15 protein-coding genes are annotated in these 18,078 nt (G+C 37.2%); 14 read left to right on the top strand and 1 reads right to left on the bottom strand.

The window, feature by feature from the left end; translation table 11 throughout:
• Positions 1-202 precede the first annotated feature (202 nt).
• From trmD to D0817_RS02715, 11 genes are all read left to right on the top strand, one after another.
• Entirely contained in the window at positions 203-886 is a 684-nt protein-coding gene (gene trmD / locus D0817_RS02765; protein ID WP_127336879.1) for a tRNA (guanosine(37)-N1)-methyltransferase TrmD, read from the top strand.
• A gap of 242 nt (positions 887-1,128) precedes the next feature.
• The gene (gene rplS / locus D0817_RS02760; protein ID WP_007804248.1) at positions 1,129-1,479 is read left to right on the top strand and encodes a 50S ribosomal protein L19; all 351 of its coding nucleotides are present in this window, start codon (positions 1,129-1,131) and stop codon (positions 1,477-1,479) included.
• Positions 1,480-2,077: 598 nt separating this feature from the next.
• Positions 2,078-4,300 carry an NADP-dependent isocitrate dehydrogenase gene (locus tag D0817_RS02755; protein ID WP_127336878.1) on the top strand — a complete coding sequence of 741 codons (2,223 nt, stop codon included), beginning with the start codon at positions 2,078-2,080 and terminating at the stop codon, positions 4,298-4,300.
• Positions 4,301-4,433: 133 nt separating this feature from the next.
• Positions 4,434-6,815: a TonB-dependent receptor gene (locus tag D0817_RS02750; protein WP_127336877.1), complete on the top strand. Its 2,382-nt coding sequence runs from the start codon at positions 4,434-4,436 to the stop codon at positions 6,813-6,815.
• A gap of 36 nt (positions 6,816-6,851) precedes the next feature.
• Positions 6,852-7,673: a DUF4249 domain-containing protein gene (locus D0817_RS02745; protein ID WP_127336876.1), complete on the top strand. Its 822-nt coding sequence runs from the start codon at positions 6,852-6,854 to the stop codon at positions 7,671-7,673.
• Between the two features lie 18 nt (positions 7,674-7,691).
• Positions 7,692-8,135, top strand: coding sequence for a DinB family protein (locus tag D0817_RS02740; protein WP_127336875.1), 444 nt, complete (start codon positions 7,692-7,694; stop codon positions 8,133-8,135).
• A gap of 65 nt (positions 8,136-8,200) precedes the next feature.
• Complete coding sequence (locus tag D0817_RS02735) at positions 8,201-8,863, top strand: thiamine diphosphokinase (protein WP_127336874.1); 663 nt, start codon at positions 8,201-8,203, stop codon at positions 8,861-8,863.
• 156 nt (positions 8,864-9,019) lie between these two features.
• Positions 9,020-9,970 (top strand): 23S rRNA (adenine(1618)-N(6))-methyltransferase RlmF, encoded by a 951-nt coding sequence (rlmF, locus tag D0817_RS02730; RefSeq protein ID WP_127336873.1) that lies wholly within the window; start codon positions 9,020-9,022, stop codon positions 9,968-9,970.
• A gap of 249 nt (positions 9,971-10,219) precedes the next feature.
• Positions 10,220-11,164, top strand: coding sequence for an alpha/beta fold hydrolase (locus D0817_RS02725; protein ID WP_127336872.1), 945 nt, complete (start codon positions 10,220-10,222; stop codon positions 11,162-11,164).
• A gap of 82 nt (positions 11,165-11,246) precedes the next feature.
• Positions 11,247-13,238: an excinuclease ABC subunit UvrB gene (gene uvrB / locus D0817_RS02720; RefSeq protein ID WP_127336871.1), complete on the top strand. Its 1,992-nt coding sequence runs from the start codon at positions 11,247-11,249 to the stop codon at positions 13,236-13,238.
• Positions 13,239-13,358: 120 nt separating this feature from the next.
• Positions 13,359-14,588, top strand: coding sequence for a hypothetical protein (locus tag D0817_RS02715; protein WP_127336870.1), 1,230 nt, complete (start codon positions 13,359-13,361; stop codon positions 14,586-14,588).
• Positions 14,589-14,608: 20 nt separating this feature from the next.
• Here the strand turns inward: D0817_RS02715 and D0817_RS02710 are convergent, their stop codons facing one another.
• The gene (locus tag D0817_RS02710; RefSeq protein ID WP_127336869.1) at positions 14,609-15,010 is read right to left on the bottom strand and encodes a TerB family tellurite resistance protein; all 402 of its coding nucleotides are present in this window, start codon (positions 15,008-15,010) and stop codon (positions 14,609-14,611) included.
• Between the two features lie 56 nt (positions 15,011-15,066).
• On the opposite strand from D0817_RS02710, the gene D0817_RS02705 reads away from it, so the two are divergent.
• Genes D0817_RS02705 through D0817_RS02695 form a run of 3 tightly spaced genes read left to right on the top strand, consistent with a single transcriptional unit; the run spans position 15,067 to position 17,930 of the window.
• Entirely contained in the window at positions 15,067-15,867 is an 801-nt protein-coding gene (locus tag D0817_RS02705; RefSeq protein ID WP_127336868.1) for an alpha/beta hydrolase, read from the top strand.
• Between the two features lie 15 nt (positions 15,868-15,882).
• A complete protein-coding gene (locus tag D0817_RS02700) occupies positions 15,883-16,893 on the top strand; it encodes a dipeptide epimerase (RefSeq protein ID WP_127336867.1) in 1,011 nt (336 codons plus the stop codon).
• Positions 16,894-16,898: 5 nt separating this feature from the next.
• Positions 16,899-17,930 (top strand): aminotransferase class I/II-fold pyridoxal phosphate-dependent enzyme, encoded by a 1,032-nt coding sequence (locus D0817_RS02695; RefSeq protein ID WP_127336866.1) that lies wholly within the window; start codon positions 16,899-16,901, stop codon positions 17,928-17,930.
• The last annotated feature ends 148 nt before the right edge of the window (positions 17,931-18,078 follow it).

Raw genomic sequence — 18,078 nt, 5'->3', positions numbered from 1 at the left:
TAATATTTTTTCGGCAATCAAAATACAACACAATGTTTATCAACCTGTTAATTTTTAATTAAAAAGACGTTTCTCACAAAAAAAAGATATTCTGTTACATCTAAAAATGCCTTTTTATCTGTTATTCCCCGAATTTTCAAAACTTTAAAATTCACAAATATTTACTTTGTATCTTTGCCGCTTACACTATTGAAGAGAAAAAATGCGAATTGACATCATCACTATTTTACCTGAATTATTAAAAAGCCCGTTTGAGGCTTCGATCATGAAACGTGCCATTGACAAAGGCCTGGTAGAAGTTCATTTTCATAATTTAAGGGATTATACGACCAACAAACAAAAAAGTGTCGACGATTATCCGTTTGGCGGCGGTGCCGGAATGGTCATGACCGTTCAGCCTATTGATGCCTGCATCACGCACCTGAAAAGCGAGCGGGAGTATGACGAAATCATCTATATGTCACCAGATGGGGAAACACTGAACCAAAAAATGGCCAATACCATGTCGATGTATGAAAATATAATCATTTTATGCGGTCATTATAAAGGTGTGGATCAGCGTGTTCGCGATCATTTTATTACCAAAGAAATCTCGATTGGCGATTATGTATTATCGGGCGGCGAATTAGGCGCTTTGGTTTTATCTGATGCCCTAATCCGATTAATTCCGGGTGTTCTAAGCGATGAAACCTCAGCTTTGACGGATAGTTTCCAGGATAATTTACTTTCAGGACCTATATACACAAGACCCGCAGACTATAAAGGATGGAAAGTCCCGGAAGTTTTAACCAGCGGCCACTTTGCCAAAATCGATAAATGGCGTGAAGATATGGCGTATGAACATACCAAGAACAGGCGACCGGACTTGTTGGAGGGACAGGAGTAGTTTTCAGTCGCAATGAGTTCAGTCGCAGTCTCAGTTGTAGGAATGTGAAAACCGAGAATGAAAACGAGACTGAAAACCGAGGCTAACAATCACCAAAAAGTCAGCTAGTTAACAAATTGGGATTTGGAATTTAAATTTATTGGAATTTAACTTTTTTTAATTACATTTGCACCCGAATTAGACTAACCTCTGGCGAGATCCGTGAATGTTGCTCTATAATAAAAACCATAATTAAAGATATCATGGCAGATTTAATGAAATTCGTTCAAACCGAATTAGTTGCTAAAAAAGATTTCCCTGTTTTTGGAGCTGGAGATACTATCACAGTTTTCTACGAAATTAAAGAGGGTGAAAAAACAAGAACTCAGTTTTTTAAAGGAGTTGTTATTCAAAGAAGAGGTTCTGGTAACACAGAAACTTTTACTATTCGTAAAATGTCTGGTGCTATCGGAGTTGAGCGTATCTTCCCTGTAAACTTACCAGCTTTACAAAAAATTGAAATCAACAAAAAAGGAGCTGTTCGTAGAGCGAGAATTTTCTACTTCAGAGAACTTACTGGTAAAAAAGCTAAGATTAAAGATAAAAGAAGATAATCAATTATCTCTTTGTTATAAAAAAGCTCGTTTCATTTATTTGAAACGAGCTTTTTTTGTGCCTGTTTGTGAATAAAAACTCTCCTTGAATGCTTTTATTTTACACCAAATAGAAATTTGAATTAATTGCCTCCAGCTTTAGCTGGAGGTAAAAATGAATTCCTTTGAAGGCTTTAGCCAAATTACAATACAGATTTGAATCCCTTTTCGAAAATTTGGCTAAAGCCAGTGCACTGGCTTTATTATTATAACCTCCAGCTAAAGCTGGAGGCAATTTATTTTATAGAACACTGATAATTAAACATTATATCCCAAAAAAAATAGTTGTAAAAATGAATTTACACAACCGAAAAGCTTTCTCTTTTTCAAAATCGACGACTTTTATCTGTGATTCATCAAAACTGTAATTTTTTAATACCAAAATCATCGATTTGATAATTAAATGAGTTCGAAATAACAATCTGATAATTTCGGTAATTCTTGGTAAAACTATACCGTTTTCGCAGTGATTTTATTATATTTGCTCCGCTCATTCTGAGCCGAATATATCTTTTACATCACCATCCCTTGGCGATACGATTATAAAAAAAAAAAAAAAATGACACAGAATTCAAAAATTTTTTACACCTTAACTGATGAGGCGCCATTATTAGCGACCTATTCTTTGTTACCAATTGTTCAGGCTTTTACTGCTACTGCCGGTATCGCTATTGAAACCAGAGATATCTCTTTGGCTGGTAGAATTTTATCTAACTTTCCTGAAGTTCTTACCGATGCTCAGAAAACGGGAGATGCATTGGCAGAATTGGGTCAGTTAGCGACACAACCTGAAGCTAATATCATCAAATTACCAAACGTTTCAGCATCAGTACCACAATTAAAGGCTGCTATTACTGAATTGCAATCGCACGGATACAATATCCCGAATTTCCCGGAAGATCCACAAAACGATGCCGAAAAGGAAATTAAAGCAAAATATGCTAAAGTTTTAGGTTCTGCCGTTAATCCGGTTTTACGTGAAGGGAACTCAGATCGTAGAGCTCCAAGAGCGGTTAAGAATTTTGCAAAAGCAAATCCACATTCGATGGGTGCCTGGTCTGCTGACTCAAAAACTAAAGTAGCTTCAATGCCAAACGGTGATTTCTACGGAAGTGAAAAATCGCTTACTTTGAATGAAGCAGATGATGTAAAAATCGAATTCGTAGCCAAAGACGGTACTACCACTGTTTTAAAAGCAAGTACCCCTCTAAAAGCCGGTGAAATTATTGACAGCTCTGTTTTGAGTGTAAAAAAATTAAAATCTTTTGCTGCTGAAGCTATCGCTGATGCAAAAAAAGAAGGACTTTTACTTTCTGTGCACCTAAAAGCTACTATGATGAAAGTTTCAGATCCAATTATCTTTGGCGCTATCGTTGAAGTTTATTTTGCTGACCTTTTCAAAAAATATGAAACTTTATTTACTGAATTAAATATTGATACCCGTAATGGTTTAGGTGATATCTATGCAAAAATTGCAGGAAGACCGGAACAGGCTGAAGTTGAAGCTGACATTACGAAAGCAATCGAAAACGGACCGGCTTTGGCAATGGTAAATTCTGATAAAGGAATTACTAACTTACACGTTCCGTCTGATGTTATTGTTGACGCTTCTATGCCGGCAATGATTCGTACTTCGGGACAGATGTACAACAAAGAAGGAAAACAGCAAGATACTATCGCTGTTATCCCGGATCGTTCTTACGCCGGAATTTATACCGCTACTATCGACTTCTGCAAAAAACATGGTGCTTTTGACCCTAAAACAATGGGAAGTGTTCCTAACGTAGGTTTAATGGCTCAAAAGGCAGAAGAATACGGATCTCACGACAAAACTTTCCAACTGAGTGCTGACGGAGTTGTTCGTGTAGTAGACAATAAAGGAACTGTTTTAATGGAACAAGACGTTGAAGCGAATGACATTTTCAGAATGTGTCAGGCAAAAGATGCTCCGATTCAGGACTGGGTTAAACTGGCTGTAAACAGAGCACGTTTATCTGATACTCCTGCGGTTTTCTGGTTAGACGAAAACAGAGCCCACGATAGAGAATTAATCGTAAAAGTTCAAAAATACCTTAAAGATTACAATACTGTAAACTTAGATATCCGTATTTTAAACCCTGTTGCTGCCACTGAATTTACTTTAGACAGAATCATTAAAGGTTTAGACACTATCTCTGTAACAGGAAACGTTTTACGTGATTACCTGACTGATTTATTCCCGATTTTAGAATTAGGAACTTCAGCTAAAATGCTTTCTATCGTTCCTTTGATGAATGGCGGTGGCTTGTTCGAAACCGGTGCAGGAGGTTCTGCTCCAAAACACGTAGAGCAATTTACAGAAGAAGGATACTTACGTTGGGATTCATTGGGAGAGTTTTTAGCGCTTGGTGCTTCTCTGGAGCATTTAGGACAGACTTTAGACAATTCTAAAGCTATTATCTTATCTGAAACTTTAGATCAGGCCAACGATAAATTCCTCGCAAATGACAAATCCCCGGCTCGTAAAGTAGGACAGATTGACAACCGTGGTTCTCATTTCTACCTTGCTTTCTATTGGGCTCAGGCTTTGGCTGCTCAGGATAAAGATGCTGAATTAAAAGCTATTTTTACTCCTATTGCTGCTCAGTTTGAGGCGAATGAAGCTAAAATTAACGAGGAATTAATCGGAGCTCAGGGAAAACCACAAACTCTTGGCGGTTACTATCAGCCAACTCCTGAGTTAGTGAGCAAAGCAATGCGCCCTAGTGCAACATTCAATGCAATCCTTGCTGAAATTAAATAATACCCTAGTATTTTTTACTTATATATTTAAGGCAGCCCTCATCGGCTGCCTTTTTTTCTTAACTAATGTTTAACAATCGTTCCGCAGTAATATTTCGTAAGAATTCCTAACTATGTAATTCAAAACCAATACAATGATTTCAAAAAATAGTTTCATATTTCTTATCATTATCCTATCTTCACTTACCTCATTTTCCCAGGAAAAATTCACACTAAGCGGCACTATTACGGACCATAAAAACAACGAAACCCTAATTGGCGTCAACATTTATGTTCCGGCATTAAAAATAGGAACTACCACAAACGAATATGGTTTTTATTCGTTAACTATTCCTGCCGGGGAACAACAAATTGAAATCAGTTATGTGGGTTACCAATCTATTCAGGAAACAATTCTTTTAAATCAGAATACCAAAAATAATTTCTCCCTGAATGAAGGCGGAGAAGAACTTCAGGAAGTAGTCATTACCGATAACAAAGGAAAAGCCAATATCAAGTCTCCTGAAATGAGTACTAACAAACTCTCTATTGCAACCATCAAAAAGATGCCGGTGGTTTTAGGAGAAGTCGACGTTTTAAAATCAATTTTATTACTTCCGGGTGTTACGAATGCGGGTGAAGGCGCTTCCGGATTTAATGTTCGTGGCGGCGGTGCCGATCAGAATTTGATTTTACTGGATGAAGCGACCATATTTAACTCTTCCCACGTATTTGGCTTTTTCTCGGTTTTTAATCCGGACGCTATTAAAGATTTGAAATTGTATAAAGGCGGGATTCCTGCGCGTTACGGAGGAAGAGCATCCTCTGTTTTGGATATTTACCAGAAAGACGGAAGCAGCAAAGATTTTCATATGAATGGCGGAATCGGATTAATCTCCAGCCGTCTTCTGGCGGAAGGACCACTCGTAAAAGACAAAGGTTCCTTTTTAATTGGCGGAAGAGCTTCCTACGCTCATTTATTTTTAAAATTATCCGAGGACAACAAAGATAATGCGGCCTATTTTTATGATTTAAACACCAAATTAAGTTACAAGGTAAACGACAATAACAGTTTATACCTGTCCGGCTATTTTGGCCGTGATGTTTTCAGTATCAACAAAAGTTTTTCCAATACTTACGGAAATGCCACACTGAACCTGCGCTGGAATCATTTGTATTCTGATAAATTATTCTCCAATTTATCGCTGATTTTCAGCGACTACTATTATGGACTGGATCTGGATTTCGTGGGTTTCAAATGGGATTCCGGAATCAAGAATTACAATATTAAATATGATTTCAAACATTATATTTCAGACAAATTCAAACTCAATTACGGGTTAAGCGGTATTTATTACGAATTCAATCCGGGAACGATCAAACCAACCGGAGAGGTTTCGGGGATTAATCCGGATCAGTTGGATAAAAAATATGCTTTTGAACCTTCTGTCTATCTCGATGCCGAAAGTCAGCTTTCTAAAAAAATAACCGTTTCGTATGGATTGCGCTATAGTTTATTTTATCGCCTGGGTTCTTCCACGGTTAATTATTATGCGAATAACAATCCTGTTGTTTTTAATAGCAACACAGAAATTTACGAAAAAGGCAAGCCCAATTCGACAGCCTATTTTGGCAAAAACAAAGTAATTCAGGATTACAATAATTTAGAGCCGAGGTTTGCTGTTTCCTATCAGTTAAATGATGATGAATCTTTTAAAGCAAGTTATAACAGGATGGCACAATATCTTCAGTTAATTTCGAATACCTCATCCCCCACTCCGCTGGACGTCTGGATGCCGAGTGACAAATACATAAAACCTCAGATCGCAGATCAGGTCGCGCTGGGTTATTTCAGAAACCTCAATAACGGGGCTTATTCGCTTGAAGTGGAAACGTATTACAAGGAAATTCAAAACAGACTGGATTATATTGACGGTGCCGATTTAATTGCCAACGATGCTATCGAACAGGTACTCCTAAACGGACAAATGAGAGCTTACGGTCTGGAAGTTATGTTTAAGAAAAATGAAGGCAAATTTAACGGCTGGATCTCGTACACCCTCTCAAAATCAGAACAGCAAACTCCGGGAAGAACTCCTGAAGAAACCGGAATCAACAACGGGCAATGGTACAGTTCTGCTTATGACAAAACACATAATTTAGCCGTTACATCTGCCTACAACTTAAACGACAAATGGTCCTTTGGCGCTAATTTCGCCTTGCAGTCGGGACAACCGGTCACCTATCCGAATTCGCAATATGAATATTTGGGAATCAAAGTTCCGAACTACGGATTAAGGAATGAAGACCGTCTTCCGGCTTATCATCATCTGGATGTCTCCGCTACTTTGACTTCAAGAAAAAACAAAAACAGAAATTGGAAAGGCGAATGGGTTTTCAGCATTTACAATTTGTACAATCGCCAAAACGCTGCTTCGATAAATTTCAGGCAAAATGTGGATAGCGGAGCAAATGAAGCCGTACAGACCTCCATTTTCGGAATTGTACCGGCAGTTAGTTATAATTTTAAATTTTAAAAAAATTCTTCCGTAAGAAGAAAGAAAAAATACAGCATGAAAAAAGCAACCTTATTAATCGTATTTTTTATCTCCCTATTCTTTACTAGTTGTGAAGAAGTAGTCGATGTCGATCTGGATACTGCTCCTCCTAAATTGGTTATTGAAGCAGCAATCAACTGGCGAAAAGGAACAAATGGTGCACAGCAATCCATCAAATTAACCACAACTACCGGTTATTTTGAAAATAAGATTCCGGTTGTTTCAGGCGCAGTTGTTTTTATAAGAAACAGCCAGAACGAACAATTCAATTTTACTGAGGTTTCTAAAACCGGACGTTATGTCTGCAATAATTTCAAACCTGTAATCAACGCACTATATACATTGACCGTAGTGACAAACGGCCTAACCTATACGGCAAGTGAAACCATGAAATCGGTAGCACCGATTAGCCGAATTGAACAAAACAACGAAGGCGGTTTTACCGGAAAAGACATTGAAGTCAAAGCGTTTTATAATGATCCGGGAAATGAAGATAATTTCTATTTATTCAAATACACCTATTCCAGTAAAGTGACCTCTACTTTTTATGCCACTGAAGATAAATTTTATCAGGGAAACGAAATCTACAGCAGTTCCGATGATGAGGACTTAAAAGCAGGCGATCAGATTGAGATCATCCATTATGGCATATCTGAACAATATTACAATTATATGAATATCTTAGTAAGTATTGCAGGAAACAATGTTGGCGGTCCATTTCAGTCCCCTCCGGCAACTGTAAAAGGCAATATTATAAACAGTACTGATAAAGCCAATTATCCGCTGGGGTACTTTTCCCTTAGCGAAACTGATGTCAGAAAATATATTATAGAATAATACAAACAAAAAAGAGTTATGTTAATCGAAACCTTAAAATCGCTTTTTGACCGCGATCTTACCAAATTGAAGCTGGAGATTGCGTCGTATCAAAATGAAACCCAAATCTGGGCAATTGATAAAAACATTTCCAATTCGGCCGGAAATCTTTGCCTGCACTTAATCGGAAACATCAATACGTACATTGGGGCAGAAATCGGCAAAACCGGTTATATCAGAAATCGTGAACTGGAATTTTCGTTGAAAGATATTCCGAAAGCCGAATTGATTCAAAAAATTGAGGACACTATTTTAGTAGTCCGTCAGGCACTTGACACACTGACCGAGGCTGATCTGGACGCTGTTTATCCGTTAATTGTTTTCGAAAAAGAAATGACAACAGAATTTTTCCTGGTACATCTTTCCACCCATTTAGCCTATCATTTAGGGCAGATCACCTATCACAGGAGATTATTAGATTAGCCTTTCACGGACTAAGTTTCCGGGATTCCATATCTTTGAATTCAAAATTAAAATTAAATTAAAAAATGTCTTCACACCATATCGTACGCGACGACCAGGAACCTGCTTTAATCATTGCCAACGGAGCCGCCTGCGATCCGGAATTATTAGGTCAGTTACTCGAATGGTCACCCCTGGTCATCGTTCTCGATTCGGCTATCGAAAGAGTTATTGATCTCGGGATAAAGGTTGACGTGCTTCTGGGCGATTTCGATCATGGCTTTGATCCTGAAAGCTACAAAACAGCCCAATATCCGATTGAAATTGTATATGCACCGGATCAAAACAAAACCGATTTAGAGAAGGCTTTTGATTATTTGATTGATCGCAAAATTCCCGCTGCCAACGTGGTTTGGGCCACCGGAAGACGTGCCGATCACACGATAACGAATTTAACAAACATCGTTCGTTACCGAAATTTACTTAAAATTGTCATTCTCGACGATCATTCGAAAATATTTTTGCTTCCCCGTAAATTCGAAAAGTGGTATACGGCCAAAACACCGATTTCATTAATTCCGATTGGAGTGGTAAACGGTATTTTCTCTACCAATTTAGAGTATCCGCTGGAAAACGACACGCTTACCATTGGCTACAGAACCGGCAGCAGCAATTCGGTGAAAAACGATGGTCTCGTCACAATTACACATACTGACGGCGATTTACTGCTGATGGAGTGTATGGATTAGTCAAGGGACATTTATCGAGTTTGGAATTTGGAATTTGGAATTTGGAGTTTGGAATTTGGAGTTTGGAATTTGGAATTTGGAATTTAAAAAAATTGGATTTTCAATAACCCCCATTCCTCCAAAAGGAATGCCTATCTTTGCACCCAAATTCACAAAATGAAAGCAACAGACAATTCCGAAAAAAACAGTTTACATCCCAGAAATCTGCATCGTTTCCGCTATGATTTCGAACTTCTTATTTCGAATTGTCCGGAATTAAAGAACCATGTCGCGATAAACGTTCATGGTATCGAAACTATTGACTTTAGTGATCCAAAAGCTGTAAAAACGCTTAACAAAGCCTTATTACAAACCTATTATGACATTCAGGGCTGGGATATTCCGGCTAATTATCTTTGCCCGCCGATTCCCGGACGCACCGACTATATCCATTATCTCGCCGATTTATTAGCAGAAACCAACAACGGAATTATTCCACAGGGAAATTCTGTTTTAGGCCTTGATATCGGAACAGGCGCTAATTGCATCTATCCGATATTAGGAAATGCGATTTATGACTGGAGTTTTGTAGGGACAGATATTGATGCGAAAGCAATTGAAAACTGCAGCAAAATTATTGAAGCCAACCCGAAACTAATTGATGCGATAAGTCTGCAACAGCAAACCGAAGCACGTTTTATTTTCAAAAATATCATAACGCCCGAAGATCGTTTTACGTTTACCATCTGTAATCCGCCTTTCCATGCCTCGGCTGAAGATGCCAATCAAAGTACGGTAAGAAAAGTTTCCAACCTGAATCCAAAAGAAAAGAAAAAAACAAATCCTGTTTTAAACTTCGGAGGCCACAATGCCGAATTGTGGTGTGACGGTGGTGAAATTGGTTTTGTAACCCAAATGATTTACGAAAGCGCCAAATACCCAATGCAGTGTTTGTGGTTCACTACCCTGGTTTCCAAAAGAGAAAATCTTTCGAGTATTTATAAAACTTTAAACAAAGTAAATGCTGCTTCCATAAAAACGATTGACATGGCCCAGGGCCAAAAAACAAGCCGGATTATAGCATGGACTTTCTTAACAGAAGCCCAGCAAAAAAGCTGGAAAATTTAAATTATCTCGTTGTGGTCATTTAAAATTGGTGTCAGGCTGAGCGAAGTCGAAGCCCTTTACTATAACAAGCCTTCGACTTCGCTCAGGATTACATTCATTAAAAAAAATAAGAGTTTTCAGTGAATTATATCCGACACTTTAAATGGTCAAATTTTTAAACTACACAACATTGTAATTTTGATACTTTAAAATAAAATTCTAATACTAATTCAGACCCTTTCGAAGTACCTTTAGTGTAAATTGAATTTTATGAATATTTCAAAATTACTCTTCAGGTTACTTTTTTTTCTTGTGCTGGCTGGCTGTTCTTCAACAAAACAGGCAAAATTTGACGATTACATTTTTCAAACCAGAAAAGACAGAAACGCCTACATTACTACCTACGACAAGTCCCTGAAACTTTGGGGAATTCCGTATACAGAAGAAAATATAAAAACCTCGTACGGCACCGCCCATGTTGTAATGGCGGGCCCAAAAAACGGTAAAGACCTGGTTTTGCTTCACGGTATGGACGCCAGTTCTACGATGTGGTATCCCAATATTAAAGCTTTAGCCAAAACCTACCGCGTCTACGCCATTGACTTTCTAATGGAACCCGGAAAATCAACGATGACCTCAAAACCGCTTTCATCAGAAGAAATTGCAATTTGGTACAATGAGATATTCAAGTATTATAAGTTAAAAAACTTTGATATTATAGGCGCTTCAAGAGGCGGCTGGATTGCGACTTTACTGGCGACTCAAAAAACAAATTCAATAGACAAAGTAGTTTTACTAAGTCCGGCGCAAACCTTTAAATTTATCGATAAAGTCGGTAAAACCTCTTCTGCCCTAATGCTCAAATTGTTTCCGAGTGAAAAGAAATTCGGAAAAACATTAAAAACTTTTGCTACGCATCCTGAAAAAATTAGTCCGGTTTATAAAAGACAATTTTATCTGGCCAATAAATATGCAAAATCGAATTCGAGCATGCTTAAAATGCATCCTTTTTCAGGCGATGAACTCAAGTCTATTTCAAATCCGGTTTTAGTTTTAATTGGCGATACGGATGTTATCAATTCTGAGGAAAGCCTCGAAAGAGCCCAAAAATACTTGGTTAACGGTAAAACAAAAACAATAAAAGATGCGGGACATTTTTTAACCATAGATCAACCCAAAATTGTAAACGATGCGATTGTTGATTTTTTGAAATAGTCTGAATTTTTAATTTCAACTCACTATTTTATAGGATTCAAACTTTGTATCTTTACAAAACTAAAATTTTCATCCCTCAAAAATGGAGTTTCAAGTTTCCTCAGATTATAGTCCAAAAGGCGATCAGCCGCAAGCCATTCAAAAATTAGCACAAGGAGTTGTTGATGGTGAAAAATACCAAACCTTACTCGGTGTAACGGGTTCCGGTAAAACATTTACGGTAGCCAACGTTATTCAGGAAGTGCAGAAACCAACTTTGGTTTTAGCACACAACAAGACTTTGGCCGCGCAGCTGTACTCGGAGTTCAAACAGTTTTTTCCGAATAATGCGGTAGAGTATTTTGTTTCGTATTACGACTATTATCAACCGGAAGCTTTTATGCCGGTAACAGGGGTTTTCATCGAAAAAGATTTATCGATCAATGAAGAACTTGAAAAGATGCGTTTAAGCACTACTTCTTCCCTGCTTTCCGGTCGCCGTGACATTTTGGTGGTTGCCTCTGTTTCCTGTTTGTACGGTATCGGAAATCCGGTAGAGTTTCAGAAAAACGTAATCGCCATCGAAAAAGATCAGGTTATTTCAAGAACGAAATTATTACACAGTCTGGTGCAAAGTTTATATGCGAGAACAGAAGCCGATTTTACACCTGGAACTTTCAGAATCAAGGGAGACACGGTTGAAGTCTATCCAAGTTACGCTGATGATGCTTTCAGGATTCACTTTTTTGGAGATGAAATTGAAGAAATAGAATCTTTTGATGCCAAGACTTCACAGGTTATTGAGAAATTCAAAAAGCTGACCATTTATCCTGCCAATATGTTCGTCACTTCTCCGGAAGTTTTACAGGGCGCCATCTGGGACATCCAGCAGGATCTCGTCAAACAAGTCGATTATTTTAAAGAAACAGGCAAACATCTGGAAGCAAAACGTCTGGAAGAACGCACCAATTTTGACTTAGAAATGATTCGTGAACTGGGATATTGCTCGGGAATCGAGAATTACTCAAGATACCTTGACGGAAGATTACCCGGCACGAGACCTTTCTGTCTCTTAGATTATTTCCCTAAAGATTATTTGATGGTCGTTGACGAAAGTCACGTAACCGTTTCGCAGGTTCATGCCATGTACGGAGGTGACCGCAGCCGAAAAGAAAACCTGGTAGAATACGGTTTCCGTTTGCCTGCCGCAATGGACAACAGACCTCTGAAATTTGAAGAGTTTGAAGCATTGCAAAATCAGGTAATCTATGTATCTGCAACACCGGCCGATTATGAATTAGAAAAAACCGATGGCGTTTACGTCGAACAGGTGATTCGTCCGACGGGATTATTGGATCCGATTATAGAAATCCGTCCGAGTTTAAATCAGATTGATGATTTAATTGAAGAAATACAGGTGCGTTGCGAATTGGATGAAAGGGTTTTGGTAACTACTTTAACCAAAAGGATGGCCGAAGAATTAGCCAAGTATTTAACGAAAGTAAATATCCGCTGTCGCTATATTCATTCTGATGTCGATACACTAGAACGTATCGAAATCATGCAGGATTTACGAAAAGGTCTTTTTGATGTTTTGATTGGTGTGAATTTACTTCGTGAAGGTTTGGATTTACCAGAGGTTTCCCTTGTTGCGATTCTCGATGCCGATAAAGAAGGTTTCCTTCGAAGCCACAGATCTTTAACCCAAACCATTGGTCGTGCGGCGAGAAACCTGAATGGAAAAGCGATTTTGTATGCCGACAAAATTACGGCCAGTATGCAAAAAACGATTGACGAGACTGATTATAGAAGAACCAAGCAAATCAATTACAATACAGAACACAATATTACACCGCAGGCCCTAAACAAAAAAATTGAAAGTGCCTTTACCAAAAACCCTTTGGTGGACTATGAATTGGGACATACTTTGACAGCAGCTGCCGAACCGGATACCAAATACATGTCTAAGCCGGATCTGGAGAAAATGATTCGCGAGAAACGAAAATCTATGGAAAAAGCTGCTAAAGATTTGGACTTTTTACAGGCCGCGAAATTACGTGATGATATTAAAAAACTACAGGAACAATTGCCTTAAAAACATCATTTTAAAACAATTGAATAAAAAACAAAGAGGAATTTATTCTTAAATTTGTCTGTGAAATATTTTATAAAGAATTTCAAATTCATTAGTTTTAACAAAATTTAAAACTCTGAAATGAAGCATTCTTTACTCCTTTTTATTTTTTTTGTTTTTAGCTGCCACGCCATAGCACAATCTGATAACAACGATTTTTGGAATAAAGAAATGGAAAATTCTTCAGACATTATAAAGCCTTATATACTTTCTACTCATCCATTTGGAATTTATATTTCCAGATTAAATCACAATTTTAATGTTCGGTCTCCTGATAAATATTTTTTTTTATTTGAGGTTTCAAGTGGAAATATTGTTCTTCCTTATGTAAAATCATACGAACTAACAGATCCAAACGATCAAAAAACAGCCGAAAATTTACCGTGGCATGATCGTGAATATTCATTTGATTTAAATAAAGTTCCTTCTAAAATTAAAGAATTTGCAGCAGACGGAGTTATTCGATCGTATCGATTCACTTTTACATTGCCTATTACGGTTCACCACGAACTTAATTTCAGTTTGCGTGCTAATTCTCTTGATGGTGGAAAATATCCTTATTCTATTTTTACTTCAGATGAAACAATAGAATGGTTTCATCGCAACATTGCCGGTGGAAAAGATCCATTTTCGAGACAATATTATGGTCTAAATAAAGCTGGAATATCCTATAAAGATGAAAACGATAAAGTTTTGACAATGAATAATGGTAATTTTACGATTCCCGGAATTGATATCAATTACAACTATTATCCTAAATTAGAGATGAATGAAAAACATTATATTTATCTAAATTTTGGTGCTCAGCTTGGTATTAATACTTCTCGATATAATCCTGTTGCTGATTTTGGAATTTCTTCTTCTATTCTTAAAAAAATGATTATCAAAGATAAAAACATTCTAAGTTTTGGTGCCAGTGGAGGAATTTTACGTCAGCATTTTATAGAATACGGAGATCGGGTAAATATAAGCAATCAGGATTTTTTATACAGCTTTGAAGCCCTTGTTCAGTACAAAATAAAACTCAAAAACAAGAACCATCTTTCGTATGGCATTAATTATAATTTTCAAACTTCCTATTTTAAAAAGAAAGATATCGATCATATTGTGCTAACGGGAGAAAGAATAAATACACATTGGCAAAAAACGATATCTCATTTGTATGACAATTTAGAAGGATGGAATTTTATCTGTACGTACTCAACAAGAAAATTTTCTTATTTTGTCTATTTCAGAGAAGATTTAAATTTAGATAATGCTCCCGATTTTCAAACAGGAATAGGCTTAAAAATGGCTATAAAAAAAGGTTAATCTGAGTTATACTACGCCAATTAATTGTGTTGTTCCTGAAAAACTTTCAATAATAATTTAGGGTTAATCATTGCATTTGGTGCTTTGTGCATCAGATCTAAAATCCGTTTGGTAGCATTGGGATTCAATCCCATTTCTATCGCGATTTGTTGTATCGCTTTGGCTTCTTTTTCATGCAGGACACCATCACAGTGCATAATCAAAGCCAGTCTGTAGAATTGCTGAATGCGCTGAAATTCCGATTTTATCCTTATCGGAGCGCTTTCCTGATGAAATAAATCCTGGAAATCTTTCTTCTCAATATTCAATTCCTGGGCCACCAGCCATAAAAATTCCAATTCTCTTTTATGCAGCTGACCATCGACTGTTGAGAAAGCAATCATTTCTAAAAGTAAACTTCTCTTTTGTGCTTCGGTATCCATCAATTTATTATTTTTAGCTAAAATATTGTTTTTAAATCTAAAACACAATAGAGCATATGAATCGGGTATTCTTCTTTTTTATCTTTTCAGTTCTAATCTTTAGTGTAAGGGCTCAGGAAAGTACCGCCTCCAAAAACGTTTCTACTTTTATCCTTGAAGCCCCGCAACTTAAAACCACAAAACAAATCTGGGTTTACTTACCCGAAAATTATAGCGCTTCAGACCAAAGATACTCCGTGATCTACATGCACGACGCGCAGAATTTGTTTGATGCCAAAACTTCTTACGTAGGCGAATGGAATGTTGACGAAAAACTGGACAGTCTGAAAGCAAAGGTAATTGTTGTCGGAATAGCACATGGAAACGAAAAACGAATCGATGAATTAACACCCTTCAAAAATGAAAAATACGGTGGCGGAAATGCAGATAATTATCTCGATTTTATCGTAAAGACAGTAAAACCATACATAGATAAAAACTACAGGACCAAAACAAAAGCCAAAAACACCCTTATCATGGGCAGCTCACTTGGCGGACTGGTTTCGTATTATGCCATTTTAAAACACCCTGAAGTTTTTGGCAAAGCCGCCGTATTTTCCCCTTCTTTCTGGTTCTCGAAAGACATTTACACCTTAACGGAAAAAACGCCAAAAATTAAAACCAAAATTTACTTTTTATGCGGTGACAAAGAAGATGAGAACATGGTGCAGGATATGACCAAAATGGAACGTTTATTAGATACAAAACGTTGTTACTGTCTTCACCTTACTAAATCGAAAATTGTAAAAGGCGGCCAACATAATGAAAAACTCTGGCGTGACAGCTTTGTTGGCGCACTTTCATGGCTGAAATATTAAATTAAAACACACATTATGGAATTGATTTTAAGAGCATACAATCTACAACTAAAACACACTTTTACCATTTCCAGGGAATCTATTGATTTTCAGCCTTCGTTGATTGTTGAACTCAAAAGTGATGGTTTTTCCGGTTTTGGAGAAGCCACCTCTAATCCGTATTACAAAACAACGGTTCCGGTCATGATGCAGGATTTAGAAGCCACCAGAAATCTTATTGAAAGTACTGAAAACGAAACTCCCGAAGCTTTTTGGGCCAAAATATATCCTTATTTACAACACGACATGTTTGCGTTATGCGCTTTGGATTTGGCTTATAACGATTGGTATGCCCGCAAAAAAGGGAAAAAACTATATGAATTATGGGGCTATTCTCCTGACAAAAATCCAATGACCGATTACACCATTGGAATTGCTTCCATAGAAAAAATGGTCTCTAAAATGCAGGAACTGCCGTGGCCGATTTATAAAATTAAACTGGGAACCCAGGAAGATATTGCCATTGTAAAAGAGTTACGAAAACATACGGATGCCATTTTCAGAATCGATGCCAATTGCGGCTGGGGAGTTGAAGAAACCATTAACAATGCCGTTGAATTAAAAAAATTAGGCGTTGAGTTTCTGGAACAACCTATTAGAGCAGACGACTGGAAAGCCCACAAAGAAGTCTATAAACATTCCGTTTTGCCGGTTATTGCCGATGAAAGCTGTATTATTGAAGAAGACGTTGCAAAATGCCATCACTATTTTCATGGTGTAAATGTCAAATTGGTTAAGTGCGGCGGACTGACCCCCGGGAAACGCATGATCGAAGAGGCCAAAAAACTGGGTCTTAGAACCATGGTGGGCTGTATGACAGAATCTACCGTGGGAATCTCGGCAATCGCCCATTTATTACCGCAACTGGATTATGTTGACATGGACGGTGCATTGCTTTTGGCACAGGATATCGCAACCGGAGTAACGATAAAAAATGGCATAATTCACTATTCAGAACTAAACGGAACGGGTGTAACTTTAATTTAGCTGTAATGAATGTCAATCAATTTCCGGATCGAATGATCGAAATAGACCAGGAACAGTATTTGTATTTTGGCGGAACAGCATATTTGGGTTTGTCAACAAATAGAGCTTTTCAGGAATTGGTCGTAAAAAATATTCTGAAATGGGGAACGACATATGGAAGTTCGAGAAATGCAAATGTGAAAGTTACAGCATATGAAAACGGAGAAATTTTTTTGGCAAATTATAGTAAAGTAGAAGCTGTAGCTACCGTTTCCTCCGGAATGTTGGCCGGAAAACTGGTAATCGACGAATTGAAAAAACAAACTGATACTTTTTTTCATTTTGGTGATGTTCACACGGCGATTCAAACTAACAACAGCTTACCGGTTTTTATTGCCGGTAAAATAAATTCAACGTTACTTGATGACAAAGAAGAAAAAATTACAATCCTAACGGACGGAGTTCCTTCTTTTGAAACCAATCCGGTTGAGTTAAATATTTTGAGAGAAATTTCGAAAAAAAAAGAAATCACGCTTCTTATCGATGAATCTCATTCTCTGGGAATTTTAGGAAAAAATGGCTGTGGAATTTATTCTGAAATCAATCTTCCGATAAAAAGAAAGATTATGGTTTCTTCTTTAGGCAAAGCTTTTGGCTTAACGGGAGGTGTAATTGCAAGCGATGCTTCTTTTATCGATCAAATAAAAAAATCAGAAATCTTCGCTTCTGCAGCCGGAATGAATCCTGCTTTCGTACAAACTTTAGCTGATGCTGCTGAAATATATCCCAAACAACATCAAAAATTACTTGAGAACCTGAAGTACATCGATGAGAAACTAATCAAAAATGACTTCATTAAATTTGATAAAAATTATCCTCTAATTTATCTGAAAGACAAAAATGTTATTGACGTATTAGCAGAAAATAAGATTATAATCGCCAGTTTTAAATACAAACAAAATGCAGATAATCTAAACAGAATTGTAGTGACAGCCAATCACCTGCCGGAAGATTTAGATAAATTAATAATGATATTAAATGACTATAATTTAAAATAATAAAAAAAAAGGTTGCCACGAATTTCACTAATTTTCACGAATTGTATTGTGGTCAAATTTTATTTAATTCGTGAAATTCGTGGCAAAAAACTTTGAGCAAGTTCTGTTACCTAATTGCTTTTAAAATGTACCTTTGTAAAAAATTAAA

The organism is Flavobacterium cupreum (genome assembly GCF_003996965.1).
Taxonomy (GTDB): Bacteria; Bacteroidota; Bacteroidia; order Flavobacteriales; family Flavobacteriaceae; genus Flavobacterium; species Flavobacterium cupreum.
Note: the sequence above shows the minus strand (reverse complement) of the source record. Positions and strands in the feature narration are given on the sequence as shown.